The organism is Dyadobacter sp. CY323 (genome assembly GCF_021390245.1).
Taxonomy (GTDB): Bacteria; Bacteroidota; Bacteroidia; order Cytophagales; family Spirosomataceae; genus Dyadobacter.
This window is the reverse complement of record NZ_JAJUXH010000001.1, coordinates 254832-277768: the sequence shown is the minus strand read 5'-3', so window position 1 is coordinate 277768 and position 22937 is coordinate 254832. Positions and strand designations below refer to the sequence as shown.

General features: G+C 44.5%; 22 protein-coding genes. 7 read left to right on the top strand and 15 right to left on the bottom strand.

Going from position 1 to position 22937, the window contains the following annotated elements; all coding sequences use genetic code 11:
• Nucleotides 1-22 precede the first annotated feature (22 nt).
• On the top strand, nucleotides 23-658 hold the full coding sequence (locus LZG72_RS01240; protein ID WP_233866545.1) for a gluconate 2-dehydrogenase subunit 3 family protein: 636 nt from the start codon (nucleotides 23-25) through the stop codon (nucleotides 656-658).
• A 79-nt stretch (nucleotides 659-737) separates the two neighbouring features.
• On the opposite strand, the gene LZG72_RS01235 is transcribed toward LZG72_RS01240, so the two are convergent.
• The 5 genes from LZG72_RS01235 to folP form a co-directional block, all read right to left on the bottom strand.
• Nucleotides 738-2351, bottom strand: coding sequence for an ABC-F family ATP-binding cassette domain-containing protein (locus LZG72_RS01235; protein WP_233866542.1), 1614 nt, complete (start codon nucleotides 2349-2351; stop codon nucleotides 738-740).
• 132 nt (nucleotides 2352-2483) lie between these two features.
• A complete protein-coding gene (locus tag LZG72_RS01230) occupies nucleotides 2484-3758 on the bottom strand; it encodes a WD40 repeat domain-containing protein (RefSeq protein WP_233866539.1) in 1275 nt (424 codons plus the stop codon).
• A gap of 160 nt (nucleotides 3759-3918) precedes the next feature.
• Nucleotides 3919-4182 carry a 30S ribosomal protein S20 gene (rpsT, locus tag LZG72_RS01225; protein ID WP_233866536.1) on the bottom strand — a complete coding sequence of 88 codons (264 nt, stop codon included), beginning with the start codon at nucleotides 4180-4182 and terminating at the stop codon, nucleotides 3919-3921.
• Between the two features lie 96 nt (nucleotides 4183-4278).
• Nucleotides 4279-5082, bottom strand: coding sequence for a diadenylate cyclase CdaA (cdaA, locus tag LZG72_RS01220; protein WP_233866533.1), 804 nt, complete (start codon nucleotides 5080-5082; stop codon nucleotides 4279-4281).
• A 37-nt stretch (nucleotides 5083-5119) separates the two neighbouring features.
• Nucleotides 5120-5971 (bottom strand): dihydropteroate synthase, encoded by an 852-nt coding sequence (folP, locus tag LZG72_RS01215; protein ID WP_233866529.1) that lies wholly within the window; start codon nucleotides 5969-5971, stop codon nucleotides 5120-5122.
• A gap of 24 nt (nucleotides 5972-5995) precedes the next feature.
• Here folP and LZG72_RS01210 point away from each other — a divergent pair, with 24 nt between their 5' ends.
• The 3 genes from LZG72_RS01210 to LZG72_RS01200 are packed head-to-tail and all read left to right on the top strand — an operon-like array spanning nucleotide 5996 to nucleotide 8191.
• Nucleotides 5996-6544, top strand: coding sequence for a DUF1599 domain-containing protein (locus LZG72_RS01210; protein ID WP_233866526.1), 549 nt, complete (start codon nucleotides 5996-5998; stop codon nucleotides 6542-6544).
• Between the two features lie 51 nt (nucleotides 6545-6595).
• Complete coding sequence (locus LZG72_RS01205) at nucleotides 6596-7687, top strand: BT_3928 family protein (RefSeq protein ID WP_233866524.1); 1092 nt, start codon at nucleotides 6596-6598, stop codon at nucleotides 7685-7687.
• Nucleotides 7688-8191, top strand: a complete 504-nt coding sequence (locus tag LZG72_RS01200) for a shikimate kinase (protein ID WP_233866523.1) — start codon at nucleotides 7688-7690, stop codon at nucleotides 8189-8191. It begins immediately after the preceding gene.
• Nucleotides 8192-8246: 55 nt separating this feature from the next.
• Here LZG72_RS01200 and LZG72_RS01195 read toward each other — a convergent pair whose 3' ends face one another.
• Both LZG72_RS01195 and LZG72_RS01190 read right to left on the bottom strand, forming a co-directional pair.
• Nucleotides 8247-9803, bottom strand: coding sequence for an OmpP1/FadL family transporter (locus LZG72_RS01195; protein ID WP_233866522.1), 1557 nt, complete (start codon nucleotides 9801-9803; stop codon nucleotides 8247-8249).
• 116 nt (nucleotides 9804-9919) lie between these two features.
• Complete coding sequence (locus LZG72_RS01190; RefSeq protein WP_233867505.1) at nucleotides 9920-11224, bottom strand: hypothetical protein; 1305 nt, start codon at nucleotides 11222-11224, stop codon at nucleotides 9920-9922.
• A gap of 181 nt (nucleotides 11225-11405) precedes the next feature.
• Between LZG72_RS01190 and proS the strand changes: the two genes are divergently transcribed.
• Nucleotides 11406-12881, top strand: a complete 1476-nt coding sequence (gene proS / locus LZG72_RS01185; RefSeq protein WP_233866521.1) for a proline--tRNA ligase — start codon at nucleotides 11406-11408, stop codon at nucleotides 12879-12881.
• Nucleotides 12882-12939: 58 nt separating this feature from the next.
• Nucleotides 12940-13371, top strand: a complete 432-nt coding sequence (locus LZG72_RS01180) for a peptidylprolyl isomerase (RefSeq protein ID WP_233866520.1) — start codon at nucleotides 12940-12942, stop codon at nucleotides 13369-13371.
• 52 nt (nucleotides 13372-13423) lie between these two features.
• On the opposite strand, the gene LZG72_RS01175 is transcribed toward LZG72_RS01180, so the two are convergent.
• Both LZG72_RS01175 and dprA read right to left on the bottom strand, forming a co-directional pair.
• On the bottom strand, nucleotides 13424-14053 hold the full coding sequence (locus LZG72_RS01175; RefSeq protein WP_233866519.1) for a helix-turn-helix domain-containing protein: 630 nt from the start codon (nucleotides 14051-14053) through the stop codon (nucleotides 13424-13426).
• A gap of 4 nt (nucleotides 14054-14057) precedes the next feature.
• A complete protein-coding gene (gene dprA / locus LZG72_RS01170; RefSeq protein ID WP_233866518.1) occupies nucleotides 14058-15182 on the bottom strand; it encodes a DNA-processing protein DprA in 1125 nt (374 codons plus the stop codon).
• A 119-nt stretch (nucleotides 15183-15301) separates the two neighbouring features.
• On the opposite strand from dprA, the gene LZG72_RS01165 reads away from it, so the two are divergent.
• Entirely contained in the window at nucleotides 15302-17125 is a 1824-nt protein-coding gene (locus tag LZG72_RS01165; RefSeq protein WP_233866515.1) for an alpha-amylase family glycosyl hydrolase, read from the top strand.
• A gap of 47 nt (nucleotides 17126-17172) precedes the next feature.
• Here LZG72_RS01165 and lepB (LZG72_RS01160) read toward each other — a convergent pair whose 3' ends face one another.
• The 6 genes from lepB (LZG72_RS01160) to LZG72_RS01135 form a co-directional block, all read right to left on the bottom strand.
• On the bottom strand, nucleotides 17173-18351 hold the full coding sequence (lepB, locus tag LZG72_RS01160) for a signal peptidase I (protein WP_233866513.1): 1179 nt from the start codon (nucleotides 18349-18351) through the stop codon (nucleotides 17173-17175).
• A gap of 133 nt (nucleotides 18352-18484) precedes the next feature.
• Nucleotides 18485-19621, bottom strand: coding sequence for a signal peptidase I (lepB, locus tag LZG72_RS01155; RefSeq protein ID WP_233866511.1), 1137 nt, complete (start codon nucleotides 19619-19621; stop codon nucleotides 18485-18487).
• A 27-nt stretch (nucleotides 19622-19648) separates the two neighbouring features.
• On the bottom strand, nucleotides 19649-20368 hold the full coding sequence (gene dapB, locus LZG72_RS01150) for a 4-hydroxy-tetrahydrodipicolinate reductase (protein WP_233866509.1): 720 nt from the start codon (nucleotides 20366-20368) through the stop codon (nucleotides 19649-19651).
• Nucleotides 20369-20396: 28 nt separating this feature from the next.
• The gene (locus LZG72_RS01145; protein WP_233866507.1) at nucleotides 20397-21098 is read right to left on the bottom strand and encodes a DUF5683 domain-containing protein; all 702 of its coding nucleotides are present in this window, start codon (nucleotides 21096-21098) and stop codon (nucleotides 20397-20399) included.
• A 4-nt stretch (nucleotides 21099-21102) separates the two neighbouring features.
• Nucleotides 21103-22017, bottom strand: coding sequence for a ParB/RepB/Spo0J family partition protein (locus LZG72_RS01140; protein WP_233866504.1), 915 nt, complete (start codon nucleotides 22015-22017; stop codon nucleotides 21103-21105).
• Between the two features lie 31 nt (nucleotides 22018-22048).
• Complete coding sequence (locus tag LZG72_RS01135) at nucleotides 22049-22840, bottom strand: ParA family protein (RefSeq protein ID WP_233866502.1); 792 nt, start codon at nucleotides 22838-22840, stop codon at nucleotides 22049-22051.
• Nucleotides 22841-22937: the final 97 nt, after the last annotated feature.

Below are 22937 nucleotides of genomic sequence, written 5' to 3'. Positions count from 1 at the left end.
CGCAGTTTCAATTCATACTTATATGAAACGTAGAGATACACTTAAAGCACTGACCCTAAGTTCTCTGGGGCTCACAGCAATGAACCCGCAGGTTGCATTGGCTGAACAAAGAGAGCTGGATTTGCAGTCGCCTCCGGAAACGCCGATCAAGATACCGGGAGGCAGGCTCAAAGAAGAAGCGATCCGGGACGCAAAACTGATGAAGGAAAAGTTCTTTACGGTCGCCGAGCTGGCTACGGTGAAGGTTTTGGTTGATATCATTATTCCGGCAGACGAAAAATCGGGAAGTGCCTCACAGGCCGGAGTTCCTGATTTTATCGAATTCATCGCGAAAGATATGCCTCAAAATCAGACGCCGCTTCGCGGAGGTTTGAAATGGCTTGACCGTGAATCGAACAAACGGTTCAGCAAAATCTTCACACTTTGCACCAAAGCGCAGCAATTGCAGATCATTGACGATATCGCGTATCCCGAAAAAGCAAAATCCATTTACAGCCAAGGAGTTGCATTCTTTAATCTGATGCGTAATCTAACAGCATCGGGCTTTTATACATCGAAAATCGGGATTGCAGATCTTGGCTATATGGGTAATACGCCCAATATCTGGGAAGGAGTCCCGGCAGATGTGTTGAAACAATATGGTTTGAGCTACGATTAAGCGAGGGTTGGAACTTAGTTAAAAGCAAACGGGGCTGGTGAGAATTTTCACCAGCCCCGTTTGCTTTTAACTTAAGATATCAATACAACTTCTGACGCTGCTGTTTCACCGTTTCGTCCTGCAAAAACTCATCGTAGCTCATAAGCTTGTCCAAAATACCTTTCGGTCCGATTTCTATGATCCGGTTCGCGATCGTATGTACGAACTGGTGATCATGGGAATAGAATAAAAGGCAGCCCGAGAAATCGATCAGGCCATTGTTGAGTGCTGTAATGGATTCGAGATCCAAATGGTTGGTTGGATCATCGAGTACCAATGCATTAGCTCCCGAAAGCATGGTCCGGGAAAGCATACAACGCACTTTTTCACCTCCTGAAAGTACTTTTGCTTTCTTCAACGACTCTTCCCCTGAAAACAGCATTCTTCCCAGGAAGCCACGAATGAAACTTTCGTCCTTTTCTTCGGAATATTGACGAAGCCAATCGACAAGGTTCAGATCAACATCGAAAAACTGCTGCGGATCCTTTGGAAAATACGACTTCGTGATCGTAACTCCCCAGGTGTAAGTTCCTTTATCCGCCTTCTGAACTTCGCTAATGATGTCAAAAAAGCTGCTGATCGCATTTACATTCCGACTTACGAATGCTATTTTATCACCTTTATTGATGTTAAAATTAAGGTTATCGAAAAGCTTGGTTCCATCATCGGCCGTTTTGGATAACCCTTCCACCCTTAAAAGCTGGTCGCCTACTTCACGCTCGGATTTGAATGCGATATACGGATACTTCCGGGATGATGGTTTGATGTCGTCGATGGTGAGTTTTTCAAGAAGCTTGGCGCGGGACGTAGCCTGTTTCGATTTGGAAGCATTCGCGCTGAACCGGCGGATAAAATCTTCCAGTTCCTTCCGTTTATCTTCCGACTTTCTGTTCGCATCCTGACGCTGCTTCAATGCAAGCTGGCTGGATTGATACCAGAAAGAATAGTTTCCGGAAAACATCTGGACTTTACTAAAATCAATATCGACAACGTGCGTACAAACTTCATCAAGAAAGTGACGATCGTGGGATACTACGATCACGGTATTTTTAAAATCGGCCAGGAAGTTTTCCAGCCACAATACCGTTTCTACGTCCAGGTTGTTGGTAGGTTCATCTAATAAAAGCACATCCGGATTACCAAATAGCGCCTGCGCCAGCAGAACCCGTACCTTGTCGTTTGAATTCAGGTCACCCATTACCGTTTGGTGCAGGTCTTCACCAAGTCCTAATCCACTCAACAATTGCGCAGCTTCGGTTTCGGCTTCCCATCCATTCAAATCGGCAAATTCAGCTTCCAGGTCCGCTGCTTTTTCACCGTCGGCATCTGTGAAATCCTCCTTTTCGTAGATCGCCTCACGTTCCTTCATGATTTTGTAAAGCCGCTCGTGGCCCAAAATCACCGTATCCATTACTGTATAGGCGTCAAACTCAAACTGATCCTGTTTCAGAAAAGTCATCCTTTCGCCCGGATTCATACTTACATTTCCAGTCTGCGGTTCAATTTCACCCGAAAGGATTTTCAGAAATGTAGATTTCCCCGCACCGTTCGCACCGATCACACCATAACAATTCCCCGGAACAAACTTTATATTTACTTCGTCGAACAATATCCTTTTACCGTATCGAAGCGATACGTTCTGAACCGTAATCATCTTATTATTGATTATTTATGAATGAGACCGCGAAATTACAAAAATCAGCCTACTTCGCATAGTTTGAAGGCATGAAAACAAACAAAGCAGACCGGATTTCCAGCCTGCTTTGCAAAGTTGTTAATCTAAATATCAGGGAATAACGCGCAATGTATGTGCTCCTTTACCCACGCTGATCCTCGCACCCTGTTTTTTCAGCGACGGAGCATCTCCTTTTGCAACAGTCCAGAATTCCACGCCACCATTTCCGCTACCAAATTCCAGGTATTCAAAGACTGAAACAGCCAGGTTGGATCCATCTTTGTCGAAAGCTACGCTCTGAGCCGAAATACCTTCAAATGGATAATCTGCAACTTTGGTTAATGCACCGGTTGCCCCTACTTTATATAAAGTCAGAGAGGAACCCGTGCCAGCACCGGCTTCGGTCCACGGCGCGCCACTTTTGCCAGCATTAGCGGTCACCAGTAACGTTCCGTCCGGGCTGACAGCAAATGAACCCGTGTTGAGCCCAACCGGTGCCTGCCCTGCGACTTTGTGTTCCGTGGCGCCGTCCATTGAAAAGTCCACCACGAATATCTCACCTTCACCGGAAGCCTTTCCAGGCGCGGCTTTGCTATCCAAAACAAGGTAATGCTTCCCATCCGTTGTAAAACGACCGAAGGTTGGATCAGCCCCAACTTTGACAGGTTTTCCAACCAGCTCTACATTTTTCAGCTTTCCTGCTTCCCGGATTACTTTATAAAGACCGACTTCGTTGGAGTTATCCAGCGTGAATGCGATGAAGTCGCCAGAAGGATGCCATGAAACATCAATGATTTTGTTAGTTGTATCAATGGCGGCAGGCAGATTAAGAAACCGCGCCGGCTTTCCATCCGGACCAGCCTCAATGAAAACAAGCTCTTTACCGGCATCGCTTGTGGTAAGGATCAATTCATTTTTATTAACGTCGATCGAAGTTGGCTTTCTGCCTACCGGGAAACCGAATTTAGCTTTTGGAGCAGCCAGGTTGGCAATATCAACAACAAACAACTTTTCGCCAACCGGAAACTCCTTCGACGGATCTTTGAATTCGGTTACAGCATCCTCCGGCCTGATCCTGTTTTCAAGCACGTACGCCAGCCCGCCTGCGGCAGGCACAGCCAGTGTTTTAGAATATCCCAGCGCCGAATTGGATACCAATGCAGTTCCAAGACCTTTGCTGCCCCGCTCAACAGGGAATTTAATGGTACTCAATTGGTCTCTTGAAGTGTTGTCTCTTAATAGCTTCCCATCCACCAATGACGAAGCCGACATATCGGCATCCGAAACCACTACCAAACCACGGGCATTGAATGTGATGGGGGATTGGGCAAAGGACGAAATACTCCCGAAAGCTGCCAATCCAGCAATAAATGCGACTTTTTTCATAGAAAGGAATTTAAGTTTTAGGTGGTTAACAATGAGATTAAAGTAAAAGAACCTTGCAGTGTAAAATTTCACTGCAAGGTTCTTTCTGAAATCGCAATATACAATAAAAAAAGAAAACCCCGATAAACGCGTTACCGGGGTTACATTTCCTTGTAAAGAACTAAGCTGCTGCCGCCAAAGAATTAACCAATTTAGCCAATTTCGATTTCTGGTTGGAAGCCTTTTTCTTGTGGATGATATTTTTCTTTGCCAAACGATCCAACATAGAAGATACTGTTTTGTAAACTTCAACAGCTACTGTTTTGTCAGTCGTTTCACGCAATTTTTTGATATACGAACGTGTAGTCTTGTGTTGGTAACGATTACGCAAACGCTTGGTTTCATTCGCGCGGATTCTTTTTAATGCTGATTTATGATTTGCCATTTTGTATAAGTATTTTTCTATCTTTCATTTCGGTGTGCAAAAATAGAAATTGCCACCTAGAAAGCCAAATTTAGCTGCGTATATATTTTAAAAACCTCATTTCCTCATTCTTTGTACATCCGAAGATAGATATTCCTGGATACGCTCCTCCAATTCATTATAAGGAATATTACTATGCAACTCACCTTCCACCGCCAGTGAGATTTTACCGGTCTGTTCCGAAATCACAATCACAATCGCATCCGTCGCTTCACTCATTCCCATTGCGGCTCTATGACGAAATCCCAGGGATGAGGGTACATCCACACCATCTGCAACAGGTAATACACATCTGGCCGCCTTCAAAACTCCATCCACGATCACCACTGCGCCATCGTGCAAGTCACTGTACTGATTGAATAGCGATACCAGCAATGGTTTGGAAACCCGGGCGTCCAGCTGTTCGCCGGTCTCCACAAACTTGGTAAGATCATCTCTCTTATTGACGACGATCAACGCGCCGGTGAAGTTTGCTGCAATCGTTTTGCTCGCATCTACGATCTCTTTCAGATTTTTCGTTTTCAGATCCAGCACGGAACTGCCCAGTACTTTTTTCAGCAAGCCATTATTCGTGTAAATGGTAGACTTACCGATAATGAGAAGAAACCGCCTGATTTCCTGTTGAAAAATAACGATCAACGCCACCGCCCCTACGCCCATAAAATATTGCAAGATCGCAGTGAGCAGCCCGAGACCCAGGCCTTTTACCACTAAATAAAACACATATACAAACAGATAGCCCAGAAAAACCCGGCTTGCAATGCTGCCTCGAACAAGTGTATATACCTGATAAAGAAGAATCGAAACTAAAAAAACATCCAGGATATCAGCCCAATTGATGTTTAGAAAACCAACACGCATAAGAAAAGCAATATTATTTCGCGACTAAATTACCACTTTAATTTAAACCCATACCAGTTGCCTCCCATAGTTTTACAGCTTCTACCGCTGGCTTCACATCATGTACTCTTAAGATAGCGGCACCCTGAGTCAATGCCAGTGTATTTAGCACGGTTGTGCCATTTAAAGCATCATTGGCTGAAATATTCAGCGTCTTATAAATCGTCGTTTTTCTGGAAATTCCGGCGAGTAGCGGGTACCCCAGCAAATGGAATTCGGACAAGCTTTTCATCAATGCAAAATTCTGCTCGATCGTCTTCGCAAAACCAAATCCCGGATCAACAATCAAATCAGAAACACCCAGTGCACGTAATGCCAGAATTTTCTCCTGTAAGTCGGTCAGGATTTCCGGTACGAGTTGTTTATAAGCAGTCATCTGATTCATGGTCTGTGGTGTTCCGCGCATATGCATTAAAATATATGGAACCTTCAATCTTGCCGCCGTTGCAAACATTTTCGCATCAAGCGTACCACCTGCGACATCATTGATCATGCTCGCTCCTTTTTGAACAGCCAGCTCAGCAACGTCGGATCGAAAGGTATCAACCGAAAGAATCAGATCCGGGAAATATTTAGCTAGCGGTTCCACCGCCGAAGCTACGCGCTCTTTTTCTTCTCCGGGCTCAATATGCCTGGCTCCGGGCCTGGTGGAATATCCGCCGACATCAATCATACCCGCACCTTCATCCAGCATTTTCCCGGCCACGTCTGTGATTTCATTTGTCTCATAAACCCGGCTCCCCGAATAGAACGAATCCGGTGTAATATTCAGGATTCCCATTACAACCGGAGTGCTCAGATCGACGAGCCTGCCCCGGATGTTGAGCGTTTTTTTGCTAACTTGCAGCATAAATAAGATGCTATAAATTCTTACATGGTGAAATCCACAGAATCGGAATATCAGGAAATCATTCAGTATTGCCAAGATCTTTTCTCAAAAAAAAATAAGGATTACGGTACTTCATGGCGCATTCTCCGAATCCCTTCCATTACCGATCAAATATTTATCAAGGCCCAGCGCATTCGCACGATTCAGGAAAAAGGTGTTCAGAAAGTGAACGAAGATGTATCATCTGAATTCATCGGGATCATCAACTATTGCGTAATGGCGCTGATTCAAATCGCTGTCTCAGAGGGTAATCAAGACATCGATGACTCCGATCTCACAACACTTTATAACATACAGGTGAGCGAAGTAAAGGAGCTGTTGTTCAACAAAAATCATGACTACGGCGAAGCCTGGCGCGATATGCGGGTTAGTTCCATGACGGATATTATTTTAATGAAATTATTACGGATCAAACAGATCGAAGACAATCAAGGACTTACGCTCGTTTCCGAAGGAGTTAAGGCAGGCTATCAGGATATCATCAATTATTCCGTTTTCTGTCTGATCAAATCAAATGCATTAAATACGAATTAAAAATTCTCATTGCCGCGGCACTCAAATGCTGTTTTTCCAATAAAAAACACAATGAAGATTTTCGCTCAGATTTCCCGTGTCGTTGTTGGCTTGCTTTTTATCTTCTCAGGTGCAATCAAGCTCAATGACCCGATTGGCACGCAATACAAATTAGAGGAGTACTTCGAAGTTTTCGCAGCTGACCTGCCTGCATTTCATGATTTCTTCATGGCCCTCGTGCCATTAGCATTGTACTTTTCAGTATTTCTGTGTGCTGCGGAAGTGGTTTTGGGAGTTGCACTGCTCGTGGCCTACAAGCCGCGGACGGTGTCCTGGCTACTTCTGGCGATTATTCTCTTTTTTACATTTCTCACCCTTTATTCCGCATATTTCAATAAAGTGACTGATTGTGGCTGCTTTGGAGCTGCCATTAAACTGACTCCGTGGACATCCTTCGGCAAGGATTTGCTGTTGCTGGCCCTGATCCTGGTCATTGTGTATTATAGAAAAAAGTTCAAAGCATTCCCGACAGGTATCATCGTGGTAATCACCACCGTTGCTTCCTTAGGTGTGGCTGTCTACGCGCTTCGCCACCTGCCGATTTTGGATTTGCTTCCCTACCGGGTCGGCGCGAACATCCCAGCGCAATTGAAACCTTCTGAGCCGCTTCGATATCTGTATATTTTTGAAAAAGACGGCAAAAAATTTGAATACGAGAAGTACCCTACTGATACCACCTTGGTATTCAAAGAGATGGTGGTCTTAAATGAGGATGCAAAGCCTAAAATCACCGATTATAAAGTTTGGAATGATGAAGGCGATTTCACCGAGGAAACATTTAAGGGTAAAAAGCTTTTTTTGATCATTAAAAGTCTGTCAGATATCAATACTGCTGCATTGCCTGATATCAACAAGCTCATAATAAGTGTGAAGGCTCAGGGTGTGGAGCCGGTTATCCTTACTTCCGGAAACAGTGAAGAGATTGTAAGTTTCTTGTCGGCGCACCAGTTGAATGTCCCCTACTACTATGTCGATGCAACCGTTTTGAAAACAATTCTGAGATCGAATCCGGGTTTATGGCTTTTGAAGAATGGGATCGTGAAAGGTAAATGGCATTATAATGATACTCCAACTGCTGAGGAAGTAGTTGATCTGGTTAAATAAATGAAGAATATCATACTAGTCGGCATGATGTCGTCCGGCAAAACAACGCTTGGAAAAAAACTGGCAAGAGCTCTCAATTTCAGATTTGTTGATCTAGATAAGTTGATTGAAAGCGATCAGCAGATGAGCATTTCATCCATTTTTGCAGAAAAAGGTGAAGCTTATTTTCGGGAGGTTGAAAGCGAAATTCTTCGAAAAACGGCTGAACAAAAAGGCATTGTGCTAGCCTCGGGCGGCGGGACGCCATGCTTTCACGAAAATATGGACGTCATCAACGCAATGGGAATCAGCATTTTCCTCGACGTTCCTGCAGAAGATCTTGCTAAAAGAATTCAAAATCACGGAAAGGACGACAGGCCTATTCTGTCAGGTTCAGCATCACTGAAGGCTACTCTGGAAAACAAAATCAACGAGCGAATGCCTTGTTACTCCCGGGCGCATTTCACATTAAAAGGCGACATCGATCTCACTCATTTACTGGAAGTTATCCAGCCTTTAATGTAAACAAGAAAACCTGTATTCAGCAGGTTTTCTTGTTATATCTTCTCATTGTTGCTGATCAGAAAAAAGTACCAATCGTGACCATCACATTTATCGGCTTGTGGGTAATCTCAACCGATGAGTAATCCGCTGCATTGTCCAGTACATACGGTGTATATGCCGTTTTATAGCTGGAGTAGGATCCGGTCAAGTCAGCAAAGAACCTGCTTCCACGGTATCCCAGCCCTGCCGAAAGAATCAGTTTATCTCTTTTAATACCGTCATTATTCAAGTACGGATCTCCAATGTAGGCACCACCTACCCTGAACCTGAGCATATTGGCGCGAAACTCACCACCTAATCTGAAGTTAACCGTATTTCTGAAAGTATCCGTGATCTCAGATCTTGTGTTGGCCTTGAAATCATTGTTATCAGTGCTATTCAGATATTTCGTCCGTACCCGCATGCCGCTATAACCTGCATATTCGATCGAACCAGTGATAAATCCTTTGTCCTGCAAAAACACTGTGGCTCCGATGTTACCTCTCATTGGACCAGTCAATGAATATTCGAAATCGTTTGGAGCGATCGCCAATGCAGTATAGTCCGGCGTAATTAATGTGCCATCCGGACCAGTTACTTTCCCATCAACAAATCCGGCATTGGTATATTGGCTGAATGTCTCCTTAATCGAGGTAAACGTTGGGCTCATAATAACGCCGCCGAGCTGAAATGTAGGATTCACCTTGTAAATCACACCTAATGAGACATTGATACCCGTTCCGGTGACGGTCAGATCTTCGGATTGCTCCGTATAGATAATTTCAGGGCTATCGATATAGTTATCAGTCAGGTAACGCGTGTACTTGTAACGCAACCGATTAAAACCTACGTTTCCGCCGATGTAAAACTTATCATTCAGGTTTCCGGCATAAGCAATCGTCCATTGCGAATTAGCTCCTGTGGCACTGTATGATCCTAATTGATCGACAACACTATTGCGATCAAGCGCAGAATATGGCGGGCCTGCCGCTGTCGATGGGTTGATCAGGTACATTTGATAGTACGCTGCCGGAATTGAATAAGCCAGCGGCCTTCCCGTGTTTGGATCAGATGGTTCAAAATCAGCTTCCAGTTGCGCGGCGGAAACCTTATCAAAATTCGCGTCCTGCACCACCTTGTCCACGTACGCACTGCGATTATTCACCCCGGCAAAATTGTAAACGTCCTGAAAAGATTGCTGACGTGAAAAAGATATCCCCAGCGACGAGCGTTTCCATTTTCTCTGAAAACCAGGTTGGCTGGAAATAATCAGGGAAGCTTGTGGAATGTTAAAGTTGGTCTTACTATCCGAGCTATTTTCGCCGATATAGTTTGCTTTGGTACCGATATTAGTAAAACCCGGGCTAATGGTAAACTCCGAACGGTTGTAAAATCCCAGCCCAGCCGGATTTCCATGTATGGTACTGGGATCTCCACCCAATGCGGCATGATTTCCTCCAAGAGCCTGGAAACGAGCTGAGCCTGTCAAATCCATTTCAGAATAGCGCAATGCATCGGATGCATATTGTCCATAGGACGAGAAATAGCTTAACAGTGCGAGCAGAAAAGATGCTCCGTAATATGATCTGGTCATGGTTTTTGAAGAATAAAATCAGGCCTAATTAACAGCTAATAAACGAAAACCCTGCAAAATTATGACATCTTGCAGGGTTTTGTATATCAATATCTATGCCTGAAAATCAACTTAGATTATCTTGGCCCTCTTGAAGAAGAACGGGTAGCTCCTCCTCCACCGCCCCCAGACGACGCGGGTGCGCTGTAACTTCTTGAAGGTGCACTGTAACTAGGTGTACTTGGCTGGCTGTAAGTCCGGCTTGGTGCGCTGTAAGACTCTGATCTGTTTGGAGTCGAATAGCTTCTCGTTGGCGCACTGTAATCGGATTGGCTTCTTGCCGGTGCACTGTAAGTGGGCGAATTGTATGTGCTACCTCCTCTGGACGACCGCGAAGTTGTACCTCCGGAATTGTCAGGTGTGTAAGCACTTGACGCTGCCGAACGTGGCCGGGAATAATAAACATTATTTCCTTCACTGGCTCCGCGAGTGCTGTAAGACTCACCACTTGTCCTGCCGCCGGCATTATCCGTACTGCCACTTCTTCCGTAAGTGCGTGACGACCTTGGCGAAGAATAAGAATCGGTTGCAGAAACTGCATTAGCAGATCTTCTGCCATTACGATCGCCTGTTGCTGAACCCGAACGAGGTGAATTCACATAGTTCGAATTGTAGCCGCTCGTCGATCTTGAGTTTCTGCTGTTGGATGCAACTCTTGGTCCGTAGGTTCTGGAAATGCCTCTTTCATACGAATTGTTCACGACGATAACCGGACGGCTGTAAGCCCAGGGCGAATAACCGTAACCTCCGTAGAAGCTATCATAGCCATAACCACCGCCAAAGCCATAAGGGTTATATCCCCATGAATTATAACCGAATGGATCATAACCGTAGCCCATCATGCTGCCGTAGCCCATCATGCCTCCATAACCGAGCATGCTTCCGTAACCCCAGGGTGAATACCCCATTCCCATCATGGAACCCATACCAAACCCCAGGTATGGACGCATTCCAAATGAGTTCCCAAATCCAAACCGTAACCCGATTGAAGAACCTGGCCAGAAAGACCCAAGTCCGCCGTAGTAAGGATTTGAAAGTGCATTGACACCTGCTTGATTGTAACCATCAATAAAGCCGGCATTATAGCCGACATCATTAGAAATGGCACGTTTTACACTTCGGGAGGAAAGGTATGACTCATCATAGTAGTCACTCGTTCCATTCTCTGCATAATCTCCGGTGTAGCTGTAATCCGGATTATCTGTACGGGAGACTTCTTGATCTGCACCTCGGTCTACTGATACAATTCCGGAATTAGGATTGCCGCCGTATAGGTCGTCATATCCGCCACCTGAACGTGATACATATTGATTTGTGGTACATCCCCAAGCTCCCAACAACACTAACAAAGGCAAGTATTTTGCTTTATTGATCGTACTCATGGCTTTAAAGGATTAAAAGTTTGTTGCTAATATAATTAAAAATGCGTTCCAAACTACTAAGTAAACGAGGGATACATGACATTAATTCCAAAGTTAACATAAAAAACTATCTTTGCAACTCCTCAAAAAGGAGCTTCGATTTAACGATATTCTCCATTTACATTACAAAATAATCCTACGAATGAGTAAATCCCTGCCAACACGAAGTGAAAATTACTCCGAATGGTATAACGAATTAGTAAAAAGGGCTGATCTGGCCGAGAATTCCGCAGTGAGAGGTTGTATGGTAATCAAACCATATGGCTATTCGATCTGGGAGAAAATGCAGCGTGCACTAGATGACATGTTCAAGGAAACAGGCCATAGTAATGCATATTTCCCTCTTTTTATACCAAAATCATATCTGAGTAAAGAAGCCTCACATGTGGAGGGTTTCGCAAAGGAATGCGCGGTTGTTACCCACTACCGCCTCAAAAATGATCCCGATGGAAAAGGTGTCATCGTAGATCCTGACGCGAAACTGGAGGAGGAACTGATCGTTCGTCCTACCTCGGAGACGGTGATATGGAGTACTTACAAGAACTGGATCCAGTCGTACCGTGACCTTCCTTTGCTGATCAATCAATGGGCAAATGTGGTTCGCTGGGAGATGCGCACGCGACTGTTTTTGAGAACGACAGAATTTTTATGGCAGGAAGGTCACACGGCGCATGCCACCTCAGCAGAAGCGATCGCTGAAACAAAGCAGATGCTAGAAATCTATGCGCAATTCGCCGAGGAATGGATGGCACTACCCGTTGTAAAAGGAAGAAAAACCGCAAATGAAAGGTTTGCCGGTGCCGAAGATACATTTTGCATTGAGGCATTAATGCAGGACGGAAAAGCTTTGCAAGCGGGAACTTCCCACTTTCTGGGCCAGAACTTTGCAAATGCTTTTGACGTGAAGTTCCAGGATAAAGATGGGAAGCTGGAATATGTGTGGGGAACTTCCTGGGGGGTGAGTACGCGGTTAATGGGTGCGCTTATCATGGGACATTCCGATGACAGCGGACTGGTATTACCACCCAAGCTGGCACCTATACAAGTCGTGATCGTTCCGATTTACAAGAATGAAGAGCAACTGGCGCAGATTTCTGAAAAGGTTGCGGAAATTTCAAAACAGTTGAAAAAGCTGGGAATCAGCGCCAAATATGATAATAGTGACGCCTATAAGCCTGGCTATAAATTTGCGGAATACGAATTAAAAGGTGTTCCCGTTCGTCTCGCACTAGGTGGACGAGATCTGGAAAATGGCACCGTTGAAGTCGCCAGACGCGATACCAAAACAAAAGAGACGGTATCTCTGGATGGAATTGTGGAGCATGTGCAAGCCCTGCTCGATAACATCCAGGAATCTATTTACAACAAGGCGCTGGCATTTCGCGAGGAAAACACATATCGGGTTGACACATTCGAAGAATTCAACAATGTGCTGGATACCAAAGGCGGCTTTATCCTGGCGCATTGGGATGGTACTTCCGAAACGGAGGAAAAAATCAAGGAAGAAACCAAAGCGACGATCCGCTGCATTCCACTCGACCAGAAAGAAGAAGCTGGCACCTGCATTTATTCAGGAAAGCCTTCGACCGGCCGGGTTGTTTTTGCCCGGGCATATTAATTTTATTCACTGATTTTCATATTGAAGATCTCATTTTTAACCACTTAAGATAATTAGAATGAAGCAGGCACAGACAGGTGATAACGTACAGGTTCACTACAAAGGGACTTTGCCGGACGGACAGCTTTTTGATTCCTCCGAGGGTCGCGAACCTCTCAATTTTACACTTGGGAGTGGCATGGTGATCAAAGGCTTTGATGACGGCGTAACGGGTATGGAAATTGGAGATAAAAAAACGATTCATATTCCAAACGCAGATGCATATGGTCCGGTAAATGAGGATATGATCATCCATTTTGATCGTAAGCAAATCCCGGCTGATGTTCCTTTGGAAATCGGCAGCACATTAAATATGCATCAGGAAGGGAACGGCCAGGTAATTCCGGTCGTGATCCGTGAAGTGACTGAGGAAACGGTAATTCTTGACGCCAATCATCCGCTGGCTGGGCAGGATCTCGTTTTTGAACTGGAACTGGTAGGAATTAATTAATGCGATACATTCGAAAAAAGGCATTTGGCTGATAGCAGTCAGATGCCTTTTTCTATTTAGTCCATTTGAGACTGAAAGCCTCTGGTTTCGCTCTGGAAATTTTCAAAAGGACTTGCTTTGAAGCCAGATCGTTGAGCATCCTTTCCGCCCGCTTTTCCGAGATATTAATGATTTTTGAAAAACTTTTCGCAGTAACCGAATCAACCTCTTTCAGATAATTTACCAGCGTTTTCACATGTTTGCTGGCCAGCAGCTTTCCGGTTTCCGCATCGTTTTCGCCATAAAGCAGTAATCTCGGAATCGGTAAGCTTTTATCTTTCACCCGGATATAGATGATACGATCCCCTTTTTCAGTGACTGCATAATGCGGCTTATCGTCGGTCTCATCGATTTCCACCAGCAATATTTTCTTCCCATCCAATAAATGCGACTTAATGCGCACGAGAATCTGCGGTTCAATAAGTTTAGAAATCGCAGTTTCCAATCTTTCAAGCTCCTTTAATTCCGAATGAATTCCGAGAATGGAACCGTTGTCAGCGATGCCGACCAACAAGCTTCCGCCAGAAGTATTTGCAAATGAAACAATGGTTTTGGCAATTTTAAAGGAACTGTCAATGGTCCTTTTAAATTCGATGGTTAACCCCTCGCCTTGTTGTATTTTCTGAATAATGCTTTTTGTCATGAAATTAAATCAAACCATATTTCTTACCCGGCAGCGACCGGATCATTCCCTGAAATTCGAGGTTTAAGAGCAAATTTGCCAGTTTATTTAAATGGATACCGGTTTGCCACGCAAGTTCGTCAATCTGTATAGTCCCCTTTTGTTTTAAAATCGATAAAACCTGGCTCTCATCTTGCGTAAAGCCCTCGAAGCTGGCTGGCTCGGCAAAAGTCCGGGCCATTTCTTTTGGCTTTTCTCCCAGATTCCAGTCCAACGCTTTTGCCATATCTTCAACGGAAGTAAAAATGGAAGCTTTATGGTCACGAATCAAATGATTACAACCTTCCGACTGTCCACTTCCTATCATTCCCGGCACGGCGTAAACGTCTTTATGATAATTTTGTGCAAACTCAACAGTAATTAGACTCCCTCCCTTTGTACCGGATTCCACCACGATGATAACATCACTCAGGCCGGCAATAATTCGGTTGCGCGCAGGAAATCTCATAAAATCCGGTTTGGTACCCATCGCATTTTCCGTAACTAATCCTCCATTCACCTGCATTTCCTCAGCCGTGCGTTTGTGAGAGGAAGGATAGATCACATCCAGCCCACTCGCCATTACTCCTATCGTCGGCAGATTACTCCTCAGGCATGCACGGTGCGCGGTAATGTCCACTCCATATGCAAGCCCGCTCACAATCAGTGGATTGTAAGCTTCAAGGTCTCTGATCAGATTTTCGGTGACCGTCTTGCCATACTCGCTGATTTTACGTGTTCCCACAATCCCGACAGCACGCTGCGAATTGAAATCGATCACGCCTTTGGCATAAAGTACGATGGGTGCATCATACAATGGTTTTAATCGGGCCGGATAGGTCGGATCTGTAAAAAAATGAAGCTGCACATCCGACTTTGAGCACTGCACAAATTCCTTTTCAGCCTGATCAAGGGTTGTTTTGCCCAGAACGGCTTTAACGACTTTATCACCAATACCCGGAATTTTAATGAGCTTTTTATAATCCGCCTCAAAGACATTAGAAGCACCGCTGCAATAGCTGATGAGCTGGCGGACCGTAACGGAACCGATACCTGGTGTTTGAATGAGTGCAAGAATACAGATCTTCTCCGCGTCTGTGGAATGTAACATGTATAGTGTGTTTTTGAGTTAAAAAGGGCGAAAAAGTGACGTCACGGGAAGTGGCACGCATTTTGCCACTATACGTCATATATTTCATCTCAAAAATAACAATAATCCTCAAAGGGTATATGGAAAATTTACAAGCCGATGAAGCTGAAACCGCGAAGCAATATCTGGGTATGGGTGCCGTCTGTCATCCAGAAGGTGTTTTTTACCGGGTTTGGGCACCGCATGCAGAAAGTGTTTCCGTTATAGGCACTTTTAATGACTGGAATGAAGGGTCAAATCCACTTATTCCGGAAGAAAATGGGATGTGGGGTGCATTGGTGGAAAATTCGAAGGAAGGTGACGAATACAAGTTTTTGCTAAAAACGCCCGCAGGTGATTTACACCGAAATGACCCTTATGCCCTGAAAATGACCAATTCATCAGGTAACTGTATCGTTTACAATCACGCTTCATTTGATTGGCAGGACGTTGACCTTCAAATTCCTAGCTGGCATGAGTTGGTGATTTATGAATTACATGTCGGTACTTTTCATGTAAAAGAAAAAGATCAGGTTGGGACGCTTTACACCGCCATTGAAAAGATTCCATACTTAAAAGAAATGGGCTTCAACGCTGTTGAATTAATGCCCTGTTCTGAGTTTCCAGGATCGCGCTCGTGGGGATATAATCCCGCAAATCCATTTGCTATTGAATCGGACTATGGCGGACCGGATGGCTTGAAAGCATTCGTAAAAGCAGCCCATGAGGCCGGGATCGCAGTTATCCTCGATGTGGTCTACAATCACTTCGGGCCTTCGGATCTCGATTTGTGGCAGTTTGATGGCTGGCAGGAAAACGACGGCGGGGGTATTTATTTTTATAATGACTGGAAGTCGGAAACACCCTGGGGTAATACGAGACCGGATTTCGGGCGCAATGAAGTCCGCCAATACATCCACGACAACGCAATGATGTGGCTAAGAGAATATCGTATTGACGGGTTAAGAATGGACATGGTACCTTATATCCGGAATGTAAAAGCGGATGGAAACCCAGGCAATGATCTTGCGGAAGGTATCACACTCATGCAATGGATCAACAAAGATATCCGTGACAATTTCCCGAATTGCATTACCATTGCGGAAGACATGCATTCGCTGGATTTTATTACAAATTCAGTCGAAAATGGCGGTTTGGGTTATGGTTCTCAATGGGATGCGGAGTTCGTACATGCGGTCAGGGACGCCATTATTACCGCCAACGATCCGGATCGGAATATGGACAGTGTCGTCAATGCGATCATGAACCGGTACAATACCGATTCTTTCCAGCGCATTGTTTATACGGAATCACACGATGAAGTCGCCAACGGTCAGGCGCGTGTTGCCGAAGAGATTGCCGATGGCGATGTGAATAACTGGTATTCCAAAAAACGGGCTGCGCTGGGAGTCGCATTGGTGCTCACGTCGCCGGGCATTCCTATGATATTCCAGGGCCAGCCTTTGCTCGAAGACAAGTGGTTTTCGGACAGCGATCCCATTGATTGGACGCGGCTGGAAAAGTTCAGCGGTTTCGCCACCCTTCATAAGGATCTGATCCATTTGAGAAGAAACTGGTTTGGGGTAACCAAAGGTTTGCAGGGGCAGAATGCGCAGATTATCAGAGCCGATAATGATAAAAAGGTTATCATTATGCACCGTTGGAGCGAGGGTGGTCCGAAAGATGACGTGATGGTTGTCCTCAACTTTTCGATCGAAACATTTTCAGATTATAAGGTTGGGTTTCCGAGAGCCGGAAAATGGCATCTTCGCTTTAACAGCGATAATGAAAACTATGATCCGGAATTTTCACATCTTGGAGTTTTTGATATAGAAACCGTGGACGGAGAGTTTGACGAAATGCCTGTACATGCGTCATTGCAGATTCCACCTTACTCTGCATTGGTTTTTTCACAGGAAGAGTAACCATTATATATTAGCAAAAAAATGGCCCGAAGTCGGGCCATTTTTTGTTACTTGATAATCCTGAAAATCCGGTCCCAACGTATCTTATTGATAAAACTGGTTGGATTAGGATCAATAGACATCCATACAAAAACTGCTTTTCCTACAATGTGATCTTTGGGAACAAAGCCCCAGTACCGCGAATCCGCCGAATCGTGGCGGTTGTCACCCATCATGAAATAATAATCCTGCTTAAAAGTGTAGCTCGTCAGGGCTTTTCCTTCCTGGGTTAAATGCCCATTTTCTATTTTGATATTTTCATTGCCGTCGTAATTCTTAATCGCCTCGCCATATAAAGCGACGTTTGCTTCATTTAACGAAATCTTCATGCCTTCTTTCGGGACAACGAGTGGACCATAATTGTCTTTATTCCAATCGATTGCAGCATATTCGGGGAATAAAAACGGCTCCTTCAAACCTTTACTCAAAAAAACGGGCTCAATGCGTTTTACAAAGTCATAAGATTTTAGTTTTTCAGCGAGAGTCGAGGTTGTTTTTACAATATACCCAAACTCATCGTTTGCAGCGATTGTATCATAAAAAGTTTCGGTAAACTGCGAATAGTCTGCTATTCCGTTTTTATGAAACACATTCTCTTCATTCACTGCCGTTGATACAGATACAAAATACTCATTTTGCATACGCACCGGCTCGGGTTGCAGCTGGCCATTCACATATACTTTTCCTGACTTTATTTCCAGTTTATCGCCAGCGATGGCTACACATCTTTTTATATAATTAGATCGCAGATCGACCGGATGCGGGTGCAGATCTGGCAGTACATTACTGTATTTCGAAATAGCGTCGGGATGCTCAACTGGCAGGTTAAACACAACAACATCGCCATTTTTCACATCGGTAAAACCGGGGAGCCTAAACGATGGCAGCTTAATCCAGTCCAGGTAAGATGGGATCTTTGTCCCCCAAATCGTTTGGTGGGTCAATGGCACCTGTAACGGTGTTACCGGAGTGCTGCTTCCATAATGCAACCTGCTTACAAACAAATAATCCCCAACCAAAAGGCTGTTTTCCATCGATGGAGTCGGTATTACAAATGCGCTGAAAAAGAGCCAGCGGATCAATGCAGCCGCAATTACAGCGAACAAAATGGAATCTACCCATTCACGGAACGGTGATTTTTTCAGTCTTTGATGCTCTGACTTTTGATGAACTTCCGTGAGGTGCATTCTACGCTATTTTTCCGCAATATAACCGAATCTAAATACTAAATAAACAACTATATTAAATTTATTTATATATATCAAATAGACAAAAAAAATGGAGACATTGTAATGTCTCCATTTAGCTGATTTTCACTAATTAGTTAATGACTCTGAACAACCGGTTCCACCGGATCTTATTAAAGAAGCTGGTAGGGTTCGGGTCAATCGACATCCAGACAAATACTGCTTTTCCGACGATGTGATCTTTTGGTACAAAGCCCCAATAACGCGAATCGGCGGAATTGTGACGGTTATCGCCCATCATAAAATAGTAATCCTGCTTGAATGTATAGCTGGTAATTTCCTTCCCGCCGATTTTAACTGTTTTCTCGCTTAATTCGACATCTTCATTTTCCTCGTAATTTTTGATTACCGGACCGTACATTGCTACATTTTCCGGCGTCAGCTGCACGGCAACACCCGCTTTTGGAACAGTCACCGGGCCATAATTGTCTCTGTTCCATTTGAATAGCGAAGAATTCGGATAAAGCATCGGCTCGCTGATATCCTTGGCCGACTTCACTAATGTGATGCTTTTAACAAAATCATAGGTTTTCAATTTGGCAGCAATATCAACTGTTGTGAATACCAGATAACCCATCTGATCATTCGCCGCAATGGTATCGTTGTAGTTCTCCGTGTACGTGTTGTATTCGGAAACTCCGTTTTCTTTGAAAACTTTCCCCTCGTTTACCGTCGTTGTCGTGGCTACGAAATACTCATTCTCCATTCGCACCGGATTTTCTACGGCAGTACCATTGGCATACACCTGCAAATCCCTCACTTCCAGCTTATCACCGGGTAATCCAACGCATCGTTTGATATAATTAGTCTTTAAATCGACAGGATGCTGCAGTTCAGGAGGATAATTAAATACAACCACATCTCCTCGTTTTACCTCACTGAAACCTGGCAACCGGTACTGCGGCAATTGGATCGCATCCGTGTAAGAAGGGATGTTCGTACCCCAGATCGTCTGATGCGTCAATGGAACTTGCAAAGGCGTTTTTGGAGTGCGGGTTCCATAATGGAGCTTGCTCACAAATAGAAAATCACCAACCAACAAGCTGTTCTCCATGGAAGGAGTTGGGATTGTAAAGGCTTCAAAAAACAACCACCGGATCAGGGTTGCGGCTATAACAGCAAATAAGATCGAGTCAAACCATTCTCGGATGGGGGATTTCTTATTTTTAGTATGAACAGGATTAGAAGTCAATTCTTTGTTAATAGCCATGCAAGATGATATTGATAGTTAAGAGTTTTAATCTAAATTATTGAGGAGATCGTTCATCCCGAACACTCCTGTTTTACCGGAAAGCCATTCCGCAGAAACGACAGCGCCAAGCGCGAATCCTGCCCGGCTGTGAGCAGTATGTGTGATTTCGATGGTGTCAACCTCCGATTGATATCTCACAATGTGCGTCCCCGGAACTTCTCCTTCGCGTTTTGCCAAAATCTGCAGGTATCCATCCTCGTCTTCCGGTGCCAGTTTCCAACCTTCAAAATTCCCATTCTCCTCCATAATGCCTTCTGCCAGGGTAATTGCGGTACCACTCGGAGCATCCAGTTTATGAATGTGGTGGATTTCTGTCATTGTTGCGTGGTAAGCCTGGCCACTCATCAGCTTCGCCAGTTGCTTATTCAGTCTGAAAAACAGGTTTACTCCAATGCTATAATTCGACGCGTAAAAAAAAGCTCCGGACTTTTCGGCACACAATTTCTCAATTTCAGCGCGGTGTTCAAGCCATCCGGTTGTACCGCTTACAATGGGCCAACCTTTTCTTAAACAATAGGTTATGTTATCAAAAGCTGCTTCGGGAGAACTAAATTCAATGGCGACATCCACATCGGCAGGTCCGAGCTCGTCCATATCGGAGCGATTTTGTACATCTATTTTCCCAACAATTGAATGTCCGCGTTCGAGAGCAACTTTTTCAATTGTCTTGCCCATCTTTCCATACCCGAGTAATATTATTTTCATTCACTAATTATTTGATACTAACTATAACTCATTTCAAATTAAAAACCAGCCTTACGCCCGGCGCAGGAGTTCTCATTGCTGGCTGTTGCAATTTTGGCTCAATCCGCAATGTCAGATCATCCGAAAGATCAAACGTTTTTAAATGAGCCGCGACATTTGCCTCGATGATCGATAATGTATAAATCAAACCAGTTACGATCAGTGAAAAACCCCGGTTTCGTCGCCAGTAATTTTTACCCCTTGCAGCCTGGTCTCTTCTTGCAGGCAAATATTCACTATTCGTATTCAGCAAATTTCTGACTCTCACCAACACCGTTGAATCGACCATTTCCGGCCTTTCCTTTCCATAATTTTTACTGTCTTTATCCAGATCATAGAATGACTTATAGGCATTCAGATAGTCATGGTATTTCAGCGAGTTCAGATAGTATGTATACAAACCTCCGCCGAATGCGATGTAGACAATTGGCAGCTTCCAGTAATCACGGTTGTAGATCTGTCCGCCCCCCGGGATTAATGCTAGCCTTGTTGCTCTTTTGGGTACCGGCATAAACTTGCCTTCGCCATTAGATTTAACTTTTTTTAACGAATCCTCTCCGAATGCAACCGTACTATCCGTTAATATAATCGGTGATTTTTCAACTCTCAGCGTATCCTTTCTCGTGGCTTCCTGCGCGGCTACTTGGTAAGAAAACAGCAACACAGTGATCAGCCCAAACCAGTTTTTCAAGTCTTTATTTGAATTTCAGTGTATCTAAAATCTTCTTCAATTCGTCCTGAGAGGTAAAAGGGATCTTAATTTCACCCTTATGGTCCTCGCTGCTTTTTACCGAAACCTTGGCTCCGAAAAAAGAGGATAATTGAAACTGTAACGACTTTATTTCCTGATTAATTGTCGGCTGCTTTTTAGTCGCGAAGGTATCGTTGCTCATCATACCCAGCTTTCGAACCTCATCCTCCACCTTTCTCACAGACCATCCTTCTTCAATGATTTTGTTAAAAATCTTCAATTGGCTCTGATCGCTGTTAATGGTAATAATAGCCCGGGCGTGCCCCATGCTGATCTGATTATCCCGAAGTGCTGCCTGGATCACCGGCGGCAGTTTGAGCAAACGGATGTAGTTGTTTACCGTTGTTCTGTTCTTACCAACCCTGATCCCGAGTTCTTCCTGCTTCAGATTGCATTCAAGAATCAGCCGCTGATAGCTGAGCGCAATTTCTATGGAGTTGAGGTTTTCCCGTTGAATATTCTCAATGAGCGCCATTTCCAGCATTTGCTGGTCATTCGCCGTCCGGACATACGCAGGAATTGAAGTTAATCCAATGGAGCGGGAAGCCTGAAGTCTGCGTTCACCGGAAATCAATTGATAGGTATCTTCGGAGATTTGTCGTACCGTAATCGGTTGAATGATGCCCTGAACGCGGATCGAGTCTGCCAGTTCCTGCAGAGCTTCCTGGTCAAACCGTGTTCTGGGTTGGTAGGGGTTCGCCTCGATCTGGCTCACATCGATCTGGTTCATCGATCCCACCGTTTCTGCTGCGTGTACACGCGCATTCGTCCGGGTGGTATTTACTTTTTCAGAGTCCTGCAAAAGAGCGCCCAATCCTCTTCCCAGCCCGGTCATTTTTTTAGTCTTGCTGTTCTCCATTTCTTCTACTTGCTTTCAGCTATTTATCCGTTTAGCCCATCAGTTTATCTGAGGAGAGCAAACCATTTTTTGTCAGAATTTCTCTTGCCAGATTTAAATAGCTGATCGCACCTTTACTGTCCGAATCCTGCGCCATTACAGGTATCCCAAAACTTGGCGCCTCGCTGATCCGAACATTCCGGGGAATGATGGTATTGAAAACCAGTGATTCAAAGTGGTTGGTAACTTCATTCACGACCTGATTGGACAATCTCAGACGCAAGTCATACATGGTCAATAGAATGCCCTCGATAATTAAAGCGGTATTGAGGCGCGACTGGATGATCGTGATCGTATTTAACAACTTGCCAAGACCCTCCAATGCAAAATATTCGCATTGAACCGGAATGATAACGGAATCTGCAGCAGTAAGGCTATTTATGGTGATCAGGCCTAATGAAGGTGAGCAGTCGATGATAATGAAATCGTAATCGTCACGTACTTCTGCAATGGCGTCCTTCATACGGTTTTCCCGGTTTTTGAGATTAATCATCTCAATTTCCGCACCGACCAGATCTATATGTGAGGGCAATAAATGCAGGTTAGGAAAATCCGTTTCGAGGATGATGTCAGAGGTTTTCGCCTGCTCCACCATGCACTCGTAAATGCTGTTTTCCATCTCCTGAGGATTGAACCCCAGCCCTGACGTGGAGTTAGCCTGAGGATCGGCATCAATAATTAAAGTACGAAATTCAAGAGCGGCCAAACTGGCGGCCAGATTAATAGCTGTGGTCGTTTTTCCTACCCCTCCTTTTTGGTTTGCAATCGCAATTACTTTGCCCATGTATTGATTTGAGTTACCAATGTCAAATTTCTGCTATTCAAGTCAATTCACCAAAAAATGTTCCACGCAGATTTGAATTATAAAAATAAGATACTCT